We start from the raw sequence: 20,461 nt of genomic DNA on the forward strand, positions 1-20,461 counted from the left end.
ACGGCAATTCCTGTTGCCGATTCCGGGAAAGCGGGGTGGAATGCCCGCATGACCGAACCGCCGCCCCACCAAGCGGTCCTCGACGAGGTCGCGCCCCGGCTCAGACGGCTGCGTGGCCAGCGCGGCCTCACCTTGGTCGCGCTCTCCGAGGTGACCGGCATCTCCAAGAGCACCCTTTCCCGGCTGGAATCGGGACAGCGCCGCCCCAGCCTGGAACTGCTGCTGCCGCTCGCCGCCGCGTACCAGGTGCCCCTGGACGACCTGGTCGGCGCCCCGGAAGTGGGGGATCCCCGGGTCCGGCTGACACCCCACCCCTTGCCGAACGGCGGTACGTTCGTCCCCCTGACCCGGACCCCGGGCCCTCTCCAGGCGTACAAGATGATCATCACTGACCGGGGTGCCGAGCCGGATCACCGCACGCACGAGGGTTACGAGTGGCTGTACGTGCTGGACGGCCGGCTACGGCTCGTCCTCGCCGAGCACGACCTGGTCCTCGGCCCCGGCGAGGTCGCCGAGTTCGACACCCGCCTGCCGCACTGGTTCAGCAGCGCGGACGGGCGGCCCGTCGAGATCCTCAGCCTCTTCGGGAGACAGGGGGAGCGCATGCACGTCCGCGCGAAGCCCCGCGCACGACGGCATGACACTTCGGAGGAGGCGACATGACGGCCGGCGGCTCATCGAGGGCCGGGCCTCACTCGCCAGGCCCGCCATGGCAGCGCACGGTCCCATGTGGCGATGATTCCGGGTGCTCCACCGCGCCTGCACGGCGCTGGACCGGGCAACTACCGATGCCGCTCCGCCCCGTTGCGTTGCAGATGCTGTAGCCGGGCCTCGAAGTTCGTGTGTGCCGCTTTCACCATCAGGGGGGAGGCGTCCTTCCTGCCTGGGTACGGCGCCGGGTACGGGGCCGGGCCGGGAGCGGCACCCGGGGGCAGGGGGGCGCCGTACGGCGTTGCGGATGGCGGGGTTCCGCTCGGCCCGGTCTGTGCCTGATGCTCTGCGGCCAGTACCTCCATCAGCTCGTCACCGAATCCGAGCCCGGCCGCGTAGTCGTCCGCACGGAACTCGGCACGGCGGTGCAGCCAGGTGATGAGCAGCGGGGCGGCCACGAAGGGCACCGCGAGCCACCACATCGACTCCATGAAGATCAGCAGGTACAGGAACTGCAGGAGCAACAGGGAGAGGCAGCCTCCACAGGCCATGCTCGCCTTGTTCTTCGACCGCAGGAGACTGAGCAGACCCACGAGGAGCCACCGCCACACCGTCCGGGCCGGCAACGCGTACCAGTCGGCGAGCATGCCGGCCCACGTGTGCCCGCCCACGTGATGGCCCAGCTCGTGGGCGAGGACGGCAGCCAGCCGCGCGTTGGACAACCGGTCCAGCGCATGCCGGGTGACACCGACGATGTGGCCGGCCGCAGCGGTCGCGTTCAGCTCGGCACGTTCCTGGACCCACAGTTCGTAGGTGCCCTGACTCACCCCCGCACGACGGGTCACCTCCTCCCACACCGCGCCCAGCCGTTCGGCTTCCGCGGGAGTGGGCCGCCGCATACCCAGCAGGTGCTGCGCGATGGCCGCTTCGGCGGGGCGGTGGAAGACCAGGGGCCCGGACAGCAGCCACACCACGGTCATCACCATCCCCAGCACCGGACTGAGCAGGGAGAAAGCCAAGGAGACCACGACGAGGCTGATCAGTGCCGTTGGGAGAGTCATCACCAGCTGCGAGAGGGCAGCGCCGTCCACCCCGCGCTGATACGCCTTCAGGTGCTTGCGCCCCGACTGCAGTGCCAGGTCGTCATGCTCGGTGGCGCCCACGGGACGGAGGGCCGGCGCCACCGGCGGTGCCGGAGGCGCACCCGGGTATCCGGGCGGCGCATATGCCATGGCCTTCGCCACGGTGGTGGGCTCCTCCTCGCTTCCCGGGTAGGGGGGCGGCACCTCGCCCGGGTAGGCGGGTGGCCCCTCGCCCGGGTACGCGGGCGGTGCCCCGTCATCGTTCACGTACCCGGGCTGCGGCCCCTCGCCGGGGTACGGCGGCGGGGATGCCGGCGGTCCGGACGCCGTCGGGTACGGGAGCGGCTCCTGTGGCGGAAGAGCCGAGGGCGGTGGCATGGAGGAGGGATCGGACCGGTCCTGGTCGGGCATCGTTGTACGTCTCCTGAAATCGTTGTCCGAAGCGGGGCGACCGGCCGGTCAGCCGACGAGGAGCGCGCCCGGCAGCAGCACCATCGCTGCCGTGAAACCGGCCATGCCCGTGCGCAGCCATCCGTACTTGCCGGCGACGATCCGGCTGTTCTGCGTGAGGGCCAGGAGAAGCGCGGCCGCGGGGGCGCGCTCGGTCTCCCGCAAGGCCTCCTCCAGTGCCGTCGGCCCTTGACGTGCCGCACCGTGAATGTCGGCGAAGTGGGTGAGGGGCAGACCGGGACGCCACGCGTGCGACCGGTAGCGCGGAATCACCGTCATCAGCAGCGAGAACAGCGAACCGAGGAAGCAGGCCGCGCCTGCCCACCACATCACCTGTCCGAGCACCGAGAGGGATACCGGCTGCCAGCCCCGGACGGCGAGCACTCCGACGAGTGCGGACGCGGCCATGCCTTGCGCGGCCACCAGTACGGAACCCTTGGTGTCGGCCCGGGCCGCCTCCTGGCGCAGCTCCGCCAGAAGTCGCTCGGCCGTTCGCGGTGCGGCCGCCTGCGCCGGGGCGAGGGGATCCGGAGCCCCGGTCGTCATGGGCTGGTGGGCGGAGTCGAGGCCCGGTACCCGAAAACGGGGCCCGCGTTCGGCGGGGCCGTACCGTCCTTTGGGGCCTTCGGCGGAGCGGCCGGCGGCACGGCGCCGCCCTCCGCCGGCTGTGCGGAGTTCTCGGGCGCTTCGCCGCGTGCCGGACCCTCGACCGCGTGCATGCCGTCGGGCGGCGAGGACGGAAGCCTGGCGCTGAGGACCGCCCTGGCCGCGTTCATCGTCTGCCTGCGCAGCTCGTCCAGCTGATGCTCCTCCAGCCCGCCCGGACCCCCGCCGAACGCCTGCAGAGCGACCTGCAGTTGGCTCTGCATGGTGCGTGACTGATCCTCGCGGAGGTTCTCCATGACCAAACGCGCGTCCTCGGGGTGCTGGGCGAGATGGAAGGCCATCGCGGCGGGCCCGCCGCGCTCCAGGTAGTGCGCGTAGTACTGGATCTTCTTGGCCTCGAGCTCCTGCAGTTCCAGTTCCTGCCGGCCACGGATCAACTGCCGCTCGTGGCCGAGGTTCTGGTTCTGCAGCTCGATCCGGTGCTGACGCTGCCCCTGGGCGAGAGCCCGCTCCGCCGCCAGTTCCTCCTCTCTCATCAGCAGAGCGTGCTGGGGATCGAGCTTCTGCCGGGCGAACTGCAGGTCGCGCAGCTCCCGCTCGTGTTCGAGGGCCGCTTCGTCCCGGCGGATCTGGATTCCGCACCGGATGTGCAGCCCCGCCGCCGCTCCCAGCGGCCCGGCGGCGGCGAGTGCCTGCTGCGCCTCCCTCTCCGCTGCCGCACTGTCCTCCATCGCGTACCCGCGCAGCACGGGCCGTACGGCATCGTCGACGAGACGCTGCACCATGGCGGGCACATTGCGTTCCCCGCCGGCGACGAAGGCCGCGGGCGTCAGCACCTGCCAGCTGCAGCTCATGGACACCTCGAAGAGGAACGCGTCGTTACTGCCGGGCAGCGCGAGGACGGCGCCCGCCTCGTGCAGCCCCATGTCCACCTCGTACACGCTGGTCCAGCGACGGGTGGCCAGTTCGGTGCGGCTCGGGCGGTTCGGCGGCAGAAAGGTGTCGAGCCCGCCCTGGGCCGTGGTGAAGACCAGGGCGTAGTCGATGCGCGTGGCGCGCAGCGGCTTGAAGCGCGACAACTCCTGGATCGTGACGACCGGGTCGACGAGCTGCGAGTGGCGGTTCGCGTCCTGCTGCCACTGGGGCTGCTGGCTCATCATGGTGCTGCTACTCCTTGGGACGGTCCGGGCGGCGAAGAGCCGTGGAGGGATCACAGGTTGGGGATGTACGGCCACGCGCGGACGGAACGACGGTCAAGCGTCGGTTCCGGCGAGCGTGGAGCTGCCGGGTCACGGCACGGGCCGGGGCGCCGGGGCCGTCGGCGTCCGCGGCGGGAACAGGACCCCGAGCAGTCGCAGAGCCACGGCGGGCGGAGCCGAGCCCGTCTCGTCCCGCAGGTTCTCCAGCAGGTAGGCGAGCCGCTTCGTGTCCTCGACCGACACCGTCAGGAGCGGAAGCAGCTCTGCGAGGGCGCGTTCGGCGTCCGGGTCGTCGCCGGCCGCCCGGACCCAGTGACGCATGGCCTCCAGGCCGGACAGGGAGCACACCGGGTCGTTCAGGACGCTGCGCCACAGGGCGGCGAGCGACTGCCGGAGCAGCCCACCGGGGGTACCGGCCGTGGCCTCGGCACGACCGAACAGGTCGAGCAGGAGCGGGCGGCCGGTGCCACCGGTGCCGTCCGTGGGGCCGCAGGCGTGGACGACCGTGCGCAGCACGAACTCCCGGGCGACGCCGCCGCGCGTCAGGGACGCGAGTGCGGGCCACAGTTCGGCCGCGGCGCCGCCGGCCTCCCAGCTGCCCGCGTTCTGGCCGGCCGCGAGCAGCAAGGTGGCGGCGGACTGGGCGAGTTCGTCGAGTTCGGCGGGCCATGCGCGGACCGGGCCGCCCCTGGCGTCCATGCCATGCACCGCTTCCGTGAGCGCCTCGACGGCTTCACCGGGGAAGGAGTCCCCCACGAGCGCGTACGTGCGCACTGCCGTCCAGCGCAGCCGGTGGTCGGGGGCGGTGCACCACTCCCGCAGGATGCGCGGCACGTGCGGCGCGCCCAGGTGATGGGCGAGGGCGAGAGCGTTGGCTGCGGCCAGCCGGGCGCGGAACCGCTGTTCCGTGGCCCAGGGCCGGATGAGCAGGGCCATGGTCGACGGCAGGTCGGTCTCCGCCAGTACCGCCGCGGTGGAAGCGGCCCTGGTGCGCACGACGGGACGGGGGTCGACCGCCAGGCGGCGCAGCCAGGCCACGAGCGCGGGACGGGCCGACGGGTGGCCGGCCCAGACCTCACGGAGCAGAGTGATGCCTGTGAGGGGGTCCCGGAACTGCACCTTCGTCTGGAGCACCGGCCCCCATTCGGTCTCCTCGGCCTCCCGGTACCGGTCGGCCCGGGCGTGTTCGACGCGCTGGGCGCTGGAGGTGCCGAAGACGGGGATGCACGCCGGCTCCCCGGGGTTCTCGATGCGCTGGAGGAAGCCGAAGAGGACGTCGCTCAGCTCGGCCGTGAGGGGGTAGGGGGCCTCGTCGAAGGTGGCGAGTGCGATCAGGAACGCCTTGTCGTGCAGGGTCTGTTCCGTGCTGTCGAACCACGCCCGCACCTGCCGTTCGGCGGCGTAGTGGCCGAAGGCGGCGAGGTCGGCCAGGGGCAGGGCGCCCCGGGCGTATGCGGCGATCCGGCCGGCGAAGCGGGCCAGTTCGGCCACGGGCCTGCGGTGACCGAGAACCGACTGCACCTCGGCGAGGGCGAGGAGGGCGTCAATGCCGTGACCGGCCAGGTCCTTGTGGCGCAGGTGCCCGCGGAGCAGCTCGGCGGGCTCCGGCGGCTGCCAGGGAACGTGCCCGATCTCGCCGTGGACGACGGGGTGCGGTCCGACCACGATGACGAGATGGCCGCCGACCGCGCGCAGTTTCTCACTCAGAGCACGTAAATGATGCTCGCGCAGCGGCCGTTCGGCGGTGGTCGGGAAGTCGGCGATGAGATGCCCGCACCCGTCACGGAGCTCCCCGGCGAGGCGTCCTGGTGAGAGCGCCGGGTCCAGGGCGCGGTAGCCGGCCGAGCCCACGGCGCGCAGCAGCATGAGGGCCGCGGCCCGGCGGCCGGTCGTCGCGGGACCGGAGAGGACGGCCACCCGGTGCTCCCTGAGCCTGGTGAGCGCGAGGCCGAAGGGGCTGTCGGGCTCCCACTCGTCGCTTCTCGCGCCGTGCTCGGCGACCGTGCCGTGCTCGGCGACCGTGCCGTCCGGGACGGCCACGGCGCCCTCGGTGCGAGAGGGGAAGACGAAGTACCGTGCGAGCGCCTCGACCTCGGCGGCGGGGATCTCGCCGGACCTCTCCTCGCCGTCGCCGCCCAGGTGGTACTCGATCTTGCTGCCACCGAGGATCACGTCGCCGGTCACCTGGCCGCCGCTCACACCGTGCTGGTCACCGCCGACGAGCGAGCCGCCCAGGCGCGCGGAGGAGCCGAGCATGATGCCCGGGCTGTGCCGGTACAGATCCTGGCGGGAGTCCCAGGCGTATTCGGTCTCGGTGTCGGTCTCGGAGTGCTGGTCGGCAGAGTCCGGGGCCGGGGCCGGGTCCGGTTCCGGGCCGGCGTTCGGCGCGGTGTGCGCTTCCGCTACCGGGCCCGCCGGTACCCCCTGCGCCTGGCCCGGCAGGCCCACCGGCTCACCGTCGGCGGCCGGGTGCTCGTGAGGCGCGTTCACGGCCGGCTCCCGTCCTCGGTCCGGGCATCGTCGGCGCGAGCGGCCGGGGCCGGCTTGGTGACGGACCCGCCGAGGATAACGTCGCCGGTCACCTGGCCGCCGCTCACTGCGTGCAGATCGCCACCGACCACCGGGCCGTGCACCACCGGAGCACCGTGGAAGTGGAAGACCGCGCCACCGGTCCGCTCCTGCGGCTCGGGGCGGGGCCGGGACGGCGCCTGGGGCGGGGCCTGGGGGCCGGGGGAAGCAGCGGGCGCCGGCCGCCCCTGCCCGGCCGGGGCCGGCGGCTCACCGGCCACCTCCTCCTCCGGGGCCGTGGGTGCCCCGCCCTGGTGGAGCCACGCGGACAGCACACCGTCCTTGACGGTCACGCTCGTACGCCGGAAGAGCTCCGGCCGCACCCCGCGGTGGCCGTGACGGACGACCCCTTCGTACACCGGAGTGCTCACCGCCAGTACACAGTGCCGGTCCGTCCGCCCGGCGAGGGCCTCGCGAAGGGCGTCCGAGTCCAGCAGCCGGAAGGCCTGGTTGAGGTCGTGCCCGACGAGTCCCCCGGTGGTGCCGGCCTGCGGGTCGTGAGCGATCTCTCCGGCGGCGAGCACCATCCGCAACCGCATCTGGGCGCTGCCCGAGGCCAGCCGGTTGTGGTCGTGCAGGAGTTCGGGCGTGACCGTGAGGAGCGAGCGCAGGACCGCGGTCTTGGCCACGTCCCCGCTGATGAGCACGATCAGACCGTCACCGCGGTCCTCACGGTATTGCTGAGTGGCCTCGACGCCGGCGGCCACCAGCGTCTGGTCGATGACCGTGTTCAGAGTGCGCCGGAGCGCGGCCTGCACCACGTCGTCGCGGCGGCTGAACCGCTCGATGTCGAGGAGCAGGATGGTCCGGTTGACAGGCTCGCGCATGGCCGCCTTCCGCTGCAGACGTGGGCCGCGAAGGCCCTTCGGGACACCGAAAAGATGCCACCGATACGGAGTTTGCGGCGACGGAACCCAGCACATTCACCATGTGACCACGTACACACAACGGGCCCCGTGTCGCTACCGGAATCCCGGACCGGGACGTGCCGGACCGCCCGTCACCGGTTCCCCTGGCGCACCATCTTCCGCAGCACGTCCGGTCGCATGACGACGAGGCCCCGGCGCCCGGTGCGTACGATCCCTCGCTCCCGCAGCCCCTTCAGCAGCCGGGCGACCGCTTCCCGGGAGGCGCCCACCGAGCCGGCCAGCTCGGTCTGGGTGAGCCCGGGCGTCAGCTGTACGCCATCGTCCGATTCCTCGCCATGGCTGGCGATCAGCTCCAGCAACAGCAGGGCAAGGCGTTCCTGCACGTTCAGAGCCGCGTACTGCACACGGCGGCGGTCGCTGTCGCGCATCCGGTCGGCGGTCAGCGCCAGCAGCTTCCGCGAGATGGCCGGCCGTTCTTCGAGGAGCGCGCTGAACCGGTCGGCGTCGATGGCGAGGGTCTCGACCTGTCCCAGTGCCGTCACCGTCGCCCCCCGGGGACGCCCGCTGAGCACGGCCCCCTCCCCGACGATGTCGCCGGGCCCCCGCAGCGCCAGCAGCGCCTCGTAGCCGTTGGCGGCTGCCGAGGTCACCTTCGTCCATCCGGAGAGAAGGATCAGTACGTGCGCCGAGGGCTCGTGTTCCCGCAGGATCACCTGCCGTACCGGAAAGGCGAGGGGCGTCCCGCTCTCGAAGAGCGCCTGCCGGTCCTCGGCCTCCAGCCGGACCACGAACGGAACACCGTCCTCGAACTTCATCGACTGCGTCTCCCACCTACTCGACCGGGCTGCACACGCGCCCCCTCGGGAGGACAGCCTCCATGCGGGTACAGCCATGGGCAACTCGCGGCACCCCCCCCGGCGGGGCTCAGCCCGGGGTGCCGGGGGGTGCCGGTACGGCGTCGAGGGGCGTGCGGGGGTGGGGGATCACGGGCTCCCCTGTCTGCTGCAGGGAGACGGTACGCGCCGGAGCGGGGATCCGGATGCCCTCGGAGCGGTATCGCTGGTGCAGGCGCTTGATGAACTCGTGCTTGATGCGGTACTTGTCGCTGTACTCGCCGACCCCGAGGACCACGGTGAAGCCGATCCGGGAGTCCCCGAACGTGTGGAACCGGACCGCCGGCTCGTGGTCGGGGACGGCGCCGGTGATGTCCTTCATCACGCTCTCGACGACCTCGTTGGTGATCCGTTCGACGTGCTCCAGGTCGCTGTCGTAGCCGACGCCCACCTGCACGGTGACGGACAGCTTCTGTTCGGGCCGGCTGAAGTTGGTCATGTTCGTGCCGGCGAGCTTGGCGTTCGGGATGATGACCAGGTTGTTCGAGAGCTCCTCCACCACCGTGATACGCCAGTTGATGTCGCGTACATAGCCCTCTTCGCCGCTGCTGAGCCGGATGTAGTCGCCGGGCTGGATCGTCCTGGAGACGAGGATGTGCACGCCCGCGAAGAGGTTGGCCAAGGTGTCCTTCAGCGCCAGGGCGATCGCCAGGCCACCCACGCCGAGGGCGGTGAGCAGGGGGGCGATGGATATGCCGAGGGTTTCCAGGATGATGAGGAAGCCCATCGCCAGGACCGCGATGCGCGTGATGTTGACGAATATCGTGGCCGATCCGGCGACGCCGGACCTTGACTGCGCCACGGACTGCGCCAGGCCGCTGATCACTCGGGCAGCGGTGAGCGTCGCGGTCAGCATGACGAGGGTCGTCAGTACCTGGTTGACGATGTGCCCGACCTGGTGGGTCAGGGGGAGGGCCGCGGCCGCCGCCGCCACGCCGGCCGCCACAGCGGACCAGGGCGCGAGCGTGCGCAGCACGTCGACGATGATGTCGTCCCCGGCCCACCGGGTCCTGAGGGCCCGCTCGGCGAGCCAGCGCAGTATCACCCGCAGCACGAGGGCCACGGCCAGGCCGGCGGCCACCGCGATGCCGGCGACGATGACGTGGTGCAGTGTCAGAGCCTCGTTCACCGGCGTTCTCCTGCCGCTCCGGAGAGCGGAGCGACGGCGCCGCACGCCGCCGGAAGCCCGGAGTGATGACCGGAGTGATGACCCGAGTGATGACCCGAGTAATGATGCGTCACCTTGTACCTGCCTGTCCCTGACGGATCGTGATTGCACCAGGTCGTGGAGGCGACCCGGCGCGAGAAGTCATCCTGCACCACGTCCGTTCCGCCCTTGCAGGCCCGGGTGGCCTGCGGCGTCGCTGCCGGCGGAACGGGGCACAGTGGCGGGCGCGGTCCGTGCCCACCGCAGGGCACCCCGGTTCACGGCGCGAGGTAGGAGTGGAAGACGTTGCCCGGGTCCCATGCGGCTTTGAGCTCCTGGAGGCGGTCCCAGTCGGCGGGCGCGTACGAGCGGCGGGCCCGGGAGGCGTCGGCCTCCAGGTCCGTCTCGGCGATGTAGTGGCCGCCGCGCCCCGATGGATCGACCGATGCCATGGCATCCCGCAGCCACCGCGCGTTGGCCCCGTCATCGGCGGGGTCGTCCCAGACCGCGTAACACACGAGGTAGGACGCGCCGAGCGGGGAGAACGCCATGTTCCGCAGCAGGGCGGGGTCCTCGGAGACGGGCCGCACCGGCGCGAGCACGAGCGACTTGCCGGCGGGGGCGTGGGCCACCGCGTCGGCGATACGGCCCAGTTGGGTCTCGTACGTCTCCTCCGACCACAGGGTGTCCGCCGCGTAGCGGTGCGCCGGGGGCCATACGGCGGCTGCGCGCTCGTGCAGGCGGGCGAACGACGTCGGCTCGGGCGGCTGCCGGGAGACGGCGCTGCCGGCCAACGGACAGGCCTCCGCCGGCGCGAGGGCGGCGAGTGCCTCCTCGCGTGTCCTGGCGAACGCGGTCATGCCGGCCAGGATCCGCGGGCCCGGCGCGACGGTGACTGCCGGATCACCGGAAGCGGTGAGGACGAGGGCCGTCTCGACGTTCGCCGGGAGGTCGCGTGCGAGCCCTTCCGCCCAGGCCGCCACGGGGCCGGTCGCGGCCAGCGGGAAGGTGAGGCCGGTGGTCATGACGGATCCCGGGTGGGGGTGCAGGCCGAGCCGGAAGCGGGTGACGACGGCGAAGAAGCCGGGACCCGCGCCGCGGGCCGCCCAGAAGAGGTCGGCGTTCTCCGTCTCGCTGCAGGTGACCGTCGCACCGTCGGCGGTGACGACCCGCATCTCCAGGACGTCGGCGCAGGAGGGCCCCCACGCACGGGAGTTCCAGCCGAGCCCGCCGCTGAGCAGGAATCCGCCCAGCGCGACGGAGGAGCAATGGCCCACGGGAAAGGCGAGTCCGTAGGGGGCCAGTGCCTTGACCAGGTCCTGTCCGGTGGCGGCGGGGCCCACGGTGGCCGTCGCCGACGCGGGATCGATGTCGCACTGCCCGAGCCCCGAGAGGTCGATCAGCAGGCTCCCGTCGCGCAGCTGGGAGCCGGACCAGTTGTGCCCACCGGAGCGCGTCGAGACGCGGAGCCCTTCGGAGCGCGCACAGGACAGGGCCTGCGGAACGTCCCGTTCGGAGGCCGCCCGCACGATGGCGGCGGGGAAGCGCTCCGGCTTGAGCCCGTTCCACACCGCGGCGGCCCTGGCGCTGTCGTAGGCGCGGTCGCCCCGCCGGAGCAGGGTTCCTTCGAAGCGTGCTGCGGTCGGACGTCCGGGCATCATGACCTCCTCGGCGGACCGGCCGCGGCCGGCGGTGGGATCGGTCAGCGGACGGTGCGGGGTGGACGGTGTCGGGTGGGCGGTGCCGGGTAGGCGGCGTCAATGGGTGGTCAGACCGAAGATCACGATGAACAGCAGACAGCAGAGCGCCACCACCACGGCACCCGCCACATGGACGCGGAGCCCGCGCGCCCGGCCGGGCACGAGCCAGAACGCGAGAGCCCTGTTCACCAGGGGCATCAGCAGCCAGGTCAGTACGCTGACGCTCAGCACGTTGCCGATGAACAGGCCGACGTATCCCGGGACATCGAGCTCGTCCAGCCCGGACCCCACGGTCAGGTTGAGCACCATGACGGTGGGATAGAGGGCCAGGATCACGGACATGGCCTGCTTCCAGTTGGGCGGAGCAGTGTCCTGCGTGCCCTGGTCGAAGCGGAACCAGCCGCTGAACGCGGAGCCGACCTTGCGTACGTCGTAGGAGGCGAAGTAGGCGCGCCCCTCCTCCAGCAGTCTCCGGCGGGCGTCGGAGGCGAGCCAGTCCTCGAGGTGCTCGCGGGAGTCGAACCGGAAGACGGCGACCCAGCGTTCCTGGACGCCCTCGACCGGCTTGAACAGCTCGGACCCCATGAATCCCGGCGACTTCTCCTGTGCCTTGAGGATCTTCTCCTGCCATCGGAGAAAGCCCTCCTCACGTCCGGGCTTCACCTCGTGGGAGACGACGGCGGTGACGGTCTCGGGGGCCTGTTCGGCCGGGGCGCCGCCACGGAGCACCTCTTGTGCCGGAGGCCCTTCGAAAAGGCTTCGCCCTTCGGCGAGCAGTTCCCGCCGGCGGTCCGATTCCAGCCAGGCGGTCAGGTGGTCGATCCCGGAGAAGCGGAAGACTGCCACCCATTCGTTCTCGGAACCGGCGCCGGGCGGGTACACCTCGGAGCCCTCGAACCCGTCGAACGCGCGGGCCGCCTCGTTGGTCCTGTTCTGCCAGCGCCGGTACTCGTCGACGTGACCTGCGCGTACTTTCTGCGAGGTCACAACGGTGGCGTTCTCGGCCGCGGAGTCACGGCTTGCACGTGGACTCACCTGGAGTAGCCTAGTGCATACGGTATTTATAGGGCAAATCGGTCTGTTGGTCGCCCCATTGCCATTGCCGCCTCGTTCCCCGATTCTCCTCCGCCGGGGGAACCGACGCCGATCGGAGACTCTGCGATGGAACACAAGGAGCTCATCACCGAGGCGGTACGCCTTGCCACCGAGTCCGTGGAGAACGGCTGGGGCGGCCCCTTCGGCGCAGTGATCACCCGCGACGGGGAGATCATCGCGCGCGGGCAGAACCGGGTCCTCCTGACCGGTGACCCCACGGCCCACGCCGAAGTCGAGACCATCCGCAAGGCCGTGCAGTACCTCAACCCCGAGGCGCCGTCGATCTCCGAAGAGCGGCAGAACGAGAGCACCCTGAAGTACGTCCCCCGCCCCGAAGGCTCACCGGACCCCGTGCCCGAGCGGGCCCGGATGCTCCAGGGCTGCTCCATCTACATCAGCGGCGCCCCGTGCCCGATGTGCATGAGCGCCATCTACTGGTCGCGCATCGACGCCGTGTACTTCAGCTGTGCCCTGGAGGACACCCGGCGCATCGGCTTCGACGATTCGTTCCAGTACGAGGACTTCGGGAAGCCGCTCGACGAGCGGAGAATCAGGATCGAGCAGATGCATCCCGAAATCGGCGCCCACGCCTACGACGCGTGGACGAACAAGCCCAACCGGCACCCGTACTGAGCGGGCACCGGCATCCGCATCCGTACGTGGCGGACCGCCGAAGCCGCAGCCGGTGCGCTGGTCCGGAGCCGGTCAGACGAGTGCTGCCGCCAGCAGTTCCGCGGTCCTGGCCACCAGCGGTTCGTCCGCCGGCGCGCCGGCGTCGTGCTTGGTCGTCAGGACGGCGAGCACGACCGGTGACCGGTCCGGGGTCCAGGCGATGCCGACGTCGTTGGTGGTGCCGTGGTCGCCGGTGCCGGTCTTGTCCGCGAGGGTCCAGTCCTTCGGGAGCCCGGCGCCGAAGCGTGCCCCGCTGGTGGTGTTGCCGAGGAGCCACCTGGTCAGCTGCGCACGGTCCCGCGGCCCGAGCGCGTCGCCGAGCGTGAGCCTCTCGTAGGTCCCCGCGATGGCGGCCGGACTCGTGATGTCCGTCGTGCGCCACGGCTCGGCCGAGTTCAGTTCGGGCTCCCACCGGTCGACCCGCGTCGTACGGTCCCCGATCGAGCGGCAGAGCCGGGTGACTGCCGTGGGGCCGCCGAGCTCGTGGAGCAGGAGGTTCGCCGCGGTGTTGTCGCTGTGGTCGATGGCGGCGGCGCACAGCTCCGCGACGGTCATACCGCCTGCGAGGTGCTCGGGCGTACCCGTGACCGGGGAGTAGCCCGAGCGTGCGACGTCCTTGCCGGTGTACCGGATGCGCTTGGCGAGGAACTCGCCGTCCCGGTCGAGGTCTCTCAGGACGGCGGCCACGACGAGCGTTTTGAACACCGAGCAGATCGGGAAGGATTCGTCCGCGCGGTAGAGCACACTCCTGCCCGTGGCCGTGTTGCGGGCGAATACCCCCAGGCGGGCGGAATGTTCCCGCTCGAGCCCGCGCAGCCGCCGGTGGAGGTCGCCCTCGCCCGGCGGTGCCGCGTAGGCCGGCCCGCCCGTGGACACGGCCGTGGCCAGCGCCGTCCCGGCGCCGAAGGCCAGTATCGCGCGGCGGCTCGGGCGCGCTCCGAAGGTCTGCGACATCGCGTTCTCCTCTGTCCGTTGACCGGTGCGTTCGGAGATCAGGACGCCGCGATGCGTTCGATCGGTTCGCCTCTGATTAAACTCTTTCCTCCGCAGTTGCGGCATGCCTCCGGGGCCCTGCCGTCCTCAGAACTCCGAGTCGGCGAACCATCGCGTCAGCAGAGCCTCGTTCCCCAGCGTCTCGAAGGCGTCCGAGCCGCGGTCGAGGCGGCCGTAGACGAGCAGCAACAGGTCCGCGGCGGTTCCGTGGACGGCGGCGTCGGCGGCCGCGGCGGTCCCGGCGTCCGTGCGGGCCGGGTCGAGCCCGAACCCGTCGGGGCGCAGCCGGACGAACCAGTCGCCGCTGGTGTCGGTGCAGCGGAAGCGAATGGTTTCGCCGTCGCCCCGCAGACCGGCCACCTTGGGGGCGAAGGGCGCCGCGAAGGGCAGGTTGACCAGGAACTCATCCACGCCATCGGTCGCCAGGTGACGGTCGATCACGGGCCGCAGACCGACGGCGAGTTCCGCGTCGGCGCGGTGCACCAGAGTCTCGAACAGCATGCGCCGTACCCAGAACCTGGCGTGGTGGTCGGCGCCCCAGGCCCACATCGGAGCATCCGGGTCGACGGACGCGAACGCGCTCGCGGCCTCCGCGGCACTTGCGGCCAGCCAGTCGGCGTAACCGGCCTCGTGCTCCGGCAGCCGCAGCTCCACCTCGCGGCTCAGCGGCCGTTCCTGGACGCGTTGGCGCAGGAGGACGGAGAACCAGCGCTGCACGCTGCCGGTGTGCCTGACGAGGTCGACGAGCGTCCAGCCGGGGCAGCCGGGCACTGGGGTCGCCGGGCTCGCGCCCTCGACCACCGACACGAACCTGGCGGTCTCCGCCGCGACGGCGTCGCGGTGGGTGGCGGGGGAGGACACCCAGCCCGAATGATCCGACGTATTCACTGTGCCGCGTTCCCTGCTGTTTCCGGCCCGGCGTCCTGACTGGCCGGGCACCCCCCGCAGCCTGTCACAAAGGCCTCGGGCGGGGACACCGGGGACCCGCCGGGTGGGACGGGCTTGACTGAGGCCTCGTCAGAGCACCTGCTCAGGTGAGCCGTTGCGCGCGCGTACTGCGGCACCCGGTGCACCCAGCGCCAGGCCACGGTGAGTGCGCCGGAGCATCAGGCGGGCCATGAAGGGGTGGACGCGGGAGACCGCTGCCCAGTAGAGCCGTCCGCGCCACCGCGGATGGACGCGCACGACCGAGCTGAGCGTCACGCGCCGGGCGTCCGCGTCCACCAGGATCGAGGCGCGGAAGTCCAGGTGCCCGGCGTCCTGGCCGAACACGATCTCGCGCTCCGCCCGGTCCGTGACGGGAATGCCCCGCAGTACGCCTGCCCAGGCCGCCGGGTCGAGCGGCATGCCGGGCGGCAGGTCCATGGCGTACGCGTCCCGGTAGTCGGCCTCGTCGAACCAGTCGATGGCCGTACGGAGCAACTGGGCGCCCGGGGGAATCCCGGCAGGGACCGGCCTGTCCCAGCCGAGCCGGTTGAGCAGCCGCACGCGTGGCGACCAGTGGACCGGGCGGGCCGCCGTGCCGGTCGTGACGCGCTCGATGTTGTCGAAGATCTCCTCGACCATCGTGTCGTGCACGGGCTGCACCACGCTCGGCCACAGGATCCGGTCCGCGCCGCGCATCTCCGCCTCCAGGACGTGGCGCACCCGGCAGTGTGCGTCACCGAGCGGCTCGACCGTCATCTCGTGGAAGCCGCTGCTCGGCGGGGTGAGGCCGAAGCGGACGCGGCGGCCGGGTTCGTAGGCCGTGACGCTGTAGCGGACCGGGCCGTGACCGCCGGCCGCGCCCACGCCGAGCGGGCCGTCGAGGCGCATCGGCGACCAGGCGGGCACCGGGAAGATGGGGTCGTCGTCGGCCGACAGACGGTCGAGCAGGGCGCCGACCGCGGCGGCGGGGGCTTGGACGGTGCGCTCGTGGACATTGCGTATCACGCTCATGGCGTCCTCCAAGAACCAAGGACCGTACGCTGACGTATGGTCAACCATACGGTAGCGTACGGTCCCGGTTCCCGCGCCGGGTCAGCCGTTCACGCCCCGCGTTCCAGTACGTCGCCGCACCAGCAGGCTTCCCAGCGCGGCGCGTTGGTGCAGGACCGCCCGCCCGGCGCGGACCGTGGTGATCAGACCGGCGCCGCGCAGCGCGGCGGTGTGGGCGGAGACGGTGGCGTTGCTGACGCCCAGCCGCCGGGCGAGGTCGCTGGTGGTGTGTTCCTGTGCGAGCAGGAGAAGTATGTCGAGGCGGGTGCGTCCGAGCACCCCGGCCAGGGCGTCGTCGGTGTCGCCCGCCCCGGCCGGTGGCAACGGCAGGCCGGGACCGGCGGCGTAGGTCACCGCCAGGGGGCCGTCGGGCAGGTCGGCGATCAAGGGGTGGCCGGTCCAGTGGAAGGTGGGCAGCAGCATCAGGTCGCGACCGCGCGGCCTGATGTCCCGCTCACCGGGCCCCTCGAACTCCCAGACGTCCCCGTGCAACCGGCTGCCGGGCACGAGCGCGGCGAGCCCGGCGCCGATGCCGTGCTCGGCCACGGTCAGGGCGTGGCGCGCGAACTCCCGTTGGTGCAGGTCCTGCACCAACGGCCACACGGGGCGCAGCACCGCTTCGAAAGCCGCGTGCTGGCCCCGGCGCAGGAGTTGCCAGGCACCGGCGTCCCCCCGGTGCAGGTCGCGGATCCACAGCGGAGCCGGGGACGGGTGCGGGGCGTACACGCGCTCGATCTCGGAGCGGACCAGCTCCGGGCGCGCGGTCCGGGGGATGTCCAGTCCTTCCTTCAGATCGCTGCTGAGCACGTCGATGAACTGGGGGGCCAGTCCCGCCGGGACCAGGTCGGCCAGGGGCGTGACGGCGGCCGGCAGGGAGTGGAGCAGCCGTCGCCGCCAGCGGCCGAAGAGCAAGGCGTCGTCGGCGCGGCACATCATCATGAGGGCCGCGTTCAGCTCCTGCAGCGGGGCCGGCCGGGGCGCGAAACGGACCCGGGCGAAGTCGCCGGCCGTGAAGTGGATCCGGATCACTACTCTCCCCGGCGGCACCGCGCCATCGTTTCGGGCAGGGCCTGAACCATCGCCCGCCCTCCCCGCGGGGCGCCAGCATTCAGGGCATGCCCCTTCATTCATTCACGTTCATCAAGGGGCCGCCGGAAGGCGCAAGAACCGACATTACAGGCGGACGGGGAGAGTCATGTTGCGCGGAGAACTCGATGACGACGGAACGGCGGGCCGGACCGGTGCGCCCGGGCGGAGGCTCGACGCCGTTCCCGGGAGGCATGGTGGCGCCGGAGTGAGCCGGCGGGCCGTCACCAGGTCGGCCGTACTCGCGGCCGCGCTGCTGCTCACCGGCGGTGGGGGAGTCGCACGGGCTCAGGCAGGCACACCGGGCGCGGACGACGTCACCCTGCGGCTGCCCGCACCGACCGGCCCGCACCGGACCGGGGTCACCACCCTGTACCTGGTCGATCGCTCCAGGAGCGACCCGTGGGAGCCGGTTCCCGTGCGGGAACTGATGATCACGGTGTTCTACCCCGCCCGCACCGTCCGCGGCCACCGGGTAGCACCGCAGATGAGCGGGGTTGCCGCGGCGTCGTTCAAGGACAGCGGCCACCTGGTGCACCCGGAGTTGCCGGGACAGGGCGTGAACTGGGCGGCCACCATGACCCACTCCCACACGGGCGCCCCCGCGCAGCCCGTCCGGCGACCCGTGCTGCTGTACAGCCCGGGAGGCGGCGACCCGCGCACCATGGGCACCGGCCTCGCCGAGGAACTGGCGAGCCACGGCTATGTGGTGGTGGCCGTCGATCACCCCGGGGATGCCAGTGAGGTCGAGTTCCCCGGCAGGACGCCGTACCGGGACACGCTCCTTCGCGAGAGCGTCTTCAGGTCGGACCCCCGGGCGGACCCGAAGTTGTTCCGCACCGCGATCGGCACCCGGGTCGCGGACACCCGGTTCGTGCTGGACCAGCTCGAAGCCCTGGCGGCCGGGCGGAATCCGGACGCCGAGGGCCGCCCCCTGCCGGAGGGCCTCTCCCGCGCGCTGGATCTGCGACGGGTGGGCATCTACGGCCACTCGGCCGGTGGCACCACCGCGGCCGAGGCGTTGTACGAGGACCACCGCATCGACGCGGCGGTCGACCTGGAGGGATACCTGGACCACCCGCCGGAGACGCCCGGCAGGGAAGGGGAGTTGTTCCCGGTCGCCCGGTACGGGGTGGACCGGCCGCTGCTCCTGCTGGAAACCGACGGCTTCCCGCACCGGCAGGAGCTGGAACGCTCCTGGTCGGCCCTGCTCGCACACCCCCGGGGGCGCACCCGCCGACGGCGGATCGACGACGCCGCGCACGGAGTGTTCACCGACTTCGCTGCCCTGGCGCCCCAGTTGCAGGCGGCCGGGCTGATGACCGCCGAGGACCGGATCAGGCTGGTCGGCGCGATCGAACCGGCCCGTTCGGTGCCCTTGGTGCGCCACCACGTGCTCTCGTTCTTCGCCGGGCACCTGCCCCCACACTGACCGGGGCGCGCCCTTCCTCGCACGGACGTGGCGGGCGTCGGGCCGGGGGCCCCGCTACCGGCTACCGATACCGGCTGCCGGGGCCCGGACCGGCATCGGCACCCGGCGGCAGCACCTCGCGCGAGCCCTCACGAGCGCATCCCGGACGTGGCGGTCAGGCCCGGCGCCCCTCTTTCGGGGTCGTTCCGCGGTCGCCGGGGAGGTCCGGGATCGGGAAAAAGTAAAGCCGTCCCGGCTGCCACCGGGACGGCTCCCGCCACCGGGCTGCACGGCTGTGACCTGCGAGAACACCGTCCAGCCGGAGCGGAGGGGCGGCGGCGGACGGCGGCGGATCCGATGATCGTCCCGCCCCCGGACTGACGGTTCGGCGATCGGAGGCGCATACTGGTGACACGATGACGAAGCCATCCGCGCCCCGGCGCCACCTGCCCACGAGCCCCTTCAAAAACCCGGTTGCCCCGTCGGCCAAGCACTTCGACCTGGGAGACCGGGTCTCACACGACCAATTCGGCCTAGGCAAGATCATCGGCGTCGAGGGCAGCACCGCGATGCTCGTCGACTTCGGTTCCCACACAGCCCGCATCGTCAGCCCCTACACACGCATGGGCAGGCTCTGACCTCCTCATGAACCGGCGTGCGGCTGCCGGCCGGGATTCGGTGCGAGCACTCGCGCGCCGATGAGACGGAACAGCCGCATACGGTGACGGCGGTACCCGCTGTCCAGGCGGGAGCGGTCCGCTGCACGAAGGGACGGGTCCCCGGGGCGGCCAAGGCCGCCATCCGCAGCGGGGAGCGCCATCTCCTCGGCCCGGACGGTGCGCATGCCAACCGGGCTCCCTCACGTCCGCCACCCGCGGCACGCGGAAAGCCGGTGACCACGGTCGGCACGGGCGTCCTCGCCGCCGGCGGCCGCCGCATCGGTCGTCACCGCGCCGGCCGTCACGCCCGCCGCGAAGGTATGGAGCAGCCCCCGGACAGCGGGCGGCCCGCGTCCGGACGGCAGTGGCGCCGTTCATGACCCCGACGGTCCCCGACAGCCTGTCGCGTTCCCGCGCGAGAATGTGATCACGCAGCGGTACGCGACCACTCGGAGGCTGAACGACCATGACGGACCAGCGAGTTTTCATCGTCACCGGCGGGGGAACGGGCATCGGCGCGGCCACCGCCCGGCTGTTGTGCTCGGCCGGGCACCAGGTCGTCGTCTCCGGGCGGCGGCCCGAGGTCCTGCACCGGCTCGCGGAGGAGACCGGCGCGCTGGCCCACCCCTCCGACACCGGTGACCCCGACGCCGTCGACGCTCTCGTGGACGCTGCTGTGGCCGCGTACGGCCGGCTGGACGGCCTTGTGCTCAATGCGGGCATCGCACGCGGCGGAGCCGTCGGCGACCTGTCGCTCGAGGACTGGGAGGCCGTGATGCGCACCAACGTCACCGGGCCCTTCCTCCTCCAGCGCGCCGCGCTCCCGCACTTGCTGAAGGCGCGCGGCTCGGTCGTCGCCGTCGCTTCGGTCTCCGCTCTGCGCAACGGATCGGGCAACGCCGCGTACGCGACGTCCAAGGCGGCCCTGCTCCAGCTCTGCCGTTCCCTCGCCGTCGACTACGGACAGCACGGGCTGCGCGCCAACGTGGTGTGCCCCAGCTGGGTGCGCACCGAGATGGCCGGCCGGCGGATGACGCGGTTCGCCGAGGAGGCGGGACTGGGGGACGGCGGCGCCGAGGCGGCGTACGAGGCGGCGACGCGGCTCGTCCCCGCGCGCCGCCCGGGCGAGCCGCACGAGGTCGCCGAGGCGATCGGCTGGCTGCTCTCACCCGCCGCGTCCTTCGTCAACGGTGCGGTGCTCACCGTCGACGGCGGGGTGACGGCCCTCGATCCCGGGACCGTCGCGTTCGACTTCCGCATCGAACCGCGCGAGCACGACGGGCAGTGATGCCGCGGCCGGGCGCGGGCCCGTGTGAAGCCGAACGCCCGACGGGGGCCCGGGCCCGTCCCGCGGGGGGGGGCCCGGCCCCCCGGGGGGGGGGCCCCCCCGCGGGCCCGCCGCG

Annotated in this window: 18 protein-coding genes; 5 read left to right on the plus strand and 13 right to left on the minus strand. The window is 72.2% G+C overall.

The features are described 5' to 3' along the window. Nucleotides 1–48 precede the first annotated feature (48 nt). The gene (locus AB0F13_RS25245) at nt 49–663 is read left to right on the plus strand and encodes a helix-turn-helix domain-containing protein (protein WP_362086587.1); all 615 of its coding nucleotides are present in this window, start codon (nt 49–51) and stop codon (nt 661–663) included. A 119-nt stretch (nt 664–782) separates the two neighbouring features. Here the strand turns inward: AB0F13_RS25245 and AB0F13_RS25250 are convergent, their stop codons facing one another. The 9 genes from AB0F13_RS25250 to AB0F13_RS25290 form a co-directional block, all read right to left on the minus strand. Continuing rightward, nucleotides 783–2,000 (minus strand): M48 family metalloprotease, encoded by a 1,218-nt coding sequence (locus AB0F13_RS25250; protein ID WP_362086590.1) that lies wholly within the window; start codon nt 1,998–2,000, stop codon nt 783–785. A gap of 192 nt (nt 2,001–2,192) precedes the next feature. After that, nucleotides 2,193–2,729 carry a Pycsar system effector family protein gene (locus tag AB0F13_RS25255; RefSeq protein WP_362086593.1) on the minus strand — a complete coding sequence of 179 codons (537 nt, stop codon included), beginning with the start codon at nt 2,727–2,729 and terminating at the stop codon, nt 2,193–2,195. After that, complete coding sequence (locus AB0F13_RS25260; RefSeq protein ID WP_362086596.1) at nt 2,726–3,949, minus strand: PE-PGRS family protein; 1,224 nt, start codon at nt 3,947–3,949, stop codon at nt 2,726–2,728. The genes AB0F13_RS25255 and AB0F13_RS25260 overlap by 4 nt, the downstream gene beginning before the upstream one ends. A gap of 129 nt (nt 3,950–4,078) precedes the next feature. Beyond that, entirely contained in the window at nt 4,079–6,478 is a 2,400-nt protein-coding gene (locus AB0F13_RS25265) for a hypothetical protein (protein WP_362086599.1), read from the minus strand. Continuing rightward, the gene (locus tag AB0F13_RS25270) at nt 6,475–7,383 is read right to left on the minus strand and encodes a hypothetical protein (protein ID WP_362086602.1); all 909 of its coding nucleotides are present in this window, start codon (nt 7,381–7,383) and stop codon (nt 6,475–6,477) included. The genes AB0F13_RS25265 and AB0F13_RS25270 overlap by 4 nt, the downstream gene beginning before the upstream one ends. Before the next feature lie 173 nt (nt 7,384–7,556). Beyond that, nucleotides 7,557–8,240: a Crp/Fnr family transcriptional regulator gene (locus AB0F13_RS25275; protein ID WP_362086605.1), complete on the minus strand. Its 684-nt coding sequence runs from the start codon at nt 8,238–8,240 to the stop codon at nt 7,557–7,559. Between the two features lie 109 nt (nt 8,241–8,349). Further along, nucleotides 8,350–9,447, minus strand: a complete 1,098-nt coding sequence (locus AB0F13_RS25280; RefSeq protein WP_362086607.1) for a mechanosensitive ion channel family protein — start codon at nt 9,445–9,447, stop codon at nt 8,350–8,352. Nucleotides 9,448–9,743: 296 nt separating this feature from the next. After that, nucleotides 9,744–11,123, minus strand: a complete 1,380-nt coding sequence (locus AB0F13_RS25285; RefSeq protein WP_362086610.1) for an FAD-binding oxidoreductase — start codon at nt 11,121–11,123, stop codon at nt 9,744–9,746. A gap of 99 nt (nt 11,124–11,222) precedes the next feature. Beyond that, the gene (locus AB0F13_RS25290) at nt 11,223–12,200 is read right to left on the minus strand and encodes an antibiotic biosynthesis monooxygenase (RefSeq protein WP_362086613.1); all 978 of its coding nucleotides are present in this window, start codon (nt 12,198–12,200) and stop codon (nt 11,223–11,225) included. 126 nt (nt 12,201–12,326) lie between these two features. On the opposite strand from AB0F13_RS25290, the gene AB0F13_RS25295 reads away from it, so the two are divergent. Then, a complete protein-coding gene (locus tag AB0F13_RS25295; protein WP_362086616.1) occupies nt 12,327–12,893 on the plus strand; it encodes a nucleoside deaminase in 567 nt (188 codons plus the stop codon). A gap of 72 nt (nt 12,894–12,965) precedes the next feature. On the opposite strand, the gene bla is transcribed toward AB0F13_RS25295, so the two are convergent. The 4 genes from bla to AB0F13_RS25315 all read right to left on the minus strand — a co-directional run bounded on the left by bla (nt 12,966) and on the right by AB0F13_RS25315 (nt 16,931). Next, nucleotides 12,966–13,886, minus strand: a complete 921-nt coding sequence (gene bla, locus AB0F13_RS25300) for a class A beta-lactamase (protein ID WP_362086619.1) — start codon at nt 13,884–13,886, stop codon at nt 12,966–12,968. 126 nt (nt 13,887–14,012) lie between these two features. Further along, the gene (locus AB0F13_RS25305) at nt 14,013–14,813 is read right to left on the minus strand and encodes a maleylpyruvate isomerase family mycothiol-dependent enzyme (RefSeq protein WP_362086622.1); all 801 of its coding nucleotides are present in this window, start codon (nt 14,811–14,813) and stop codon (nt 14,013–14,015) included. A gap of 129 nt (nt 14,814–14,942) precedes the next feature. Then, nucleotides 14,943–15,863: a DUF2867 domain-containing protein gene (locus AB0F13_RS25310; RefSeq protein WP_362086625.1), complete on the minus strand. Its 921-nt coding sequence runs from the start codon at nt 15,861–15,863 to the stop codon at nt 14,943–14,945. An 81-nt stretch (nt 15,864–15,944) separates the two neighbouring features. After that, complete coding sequence (locus tag AB0F13_RS25315; RefSeq protein ID WP_362086628.1) at nt 15,945–16,931, minus strand: winged helix-turn-helix domain-containing protein; 987 nt, start codon at nt 16,929–16,931, stop codon at nt 15,945–15,947. Between the two features lie 265 nt (nt 16,932–17,196). On the opposite strand from AB0F13_RS25315, the gene AB0F13_RS25320 reads away from it, so the two are divergent. From AB0F13_RS25320 to AB0F13_RS25330, 3 genes are all read left to right on the plus strand, one after another. Next, nucleotides 17,197–18,420 (plus strand): alpha/beta hydrolase, encoded by a 1,224-nt coding sequence (locus AB0F13_RS25320; protein ID WP_362086631.1) that lies wholly within the window; start codon nt 17,197–17,199, stop codon nt 18,418–18,420. A 395-nt stretch (nt 18,421–18,815) separates the two neighbouring features. After that, nucleotides 18,816–19,037, plus strand: a complete 222-nt coding sequence (locus AB0F13_RS25325; protein WP_362086634.1) for a hypothetical protein — start codon at nt 18,816–18,818, stop codon at nt 19,035–19,037. A 487-nt stretch (nt 19,038–19,524) separates the two neighbouring features. Next, the gene (locus AB0F13_RS25330) at nt 19,525–20,346 is read left to right on the plus strand and encodes an SDR family oxidoreductase (RefSeq protein ID WP_362086637.1); all 822 of its coding nucleotides are present in this window, start codon (nt 19,525–19,527) and stop codon (nt 20,344–20,346) included. Nucleotides 20,347–20,461 lie beyond the last annotated feature (115 nt).

The organism is Streptomyces sp. NPDC026206, assembly GCF_040638465.1.
Classification (GTDB): domain Bacteria; phylum Actinomycetota; class Actinomycetes; order Streptomycetales; family Streptomycetaceae; genus Streptomyces.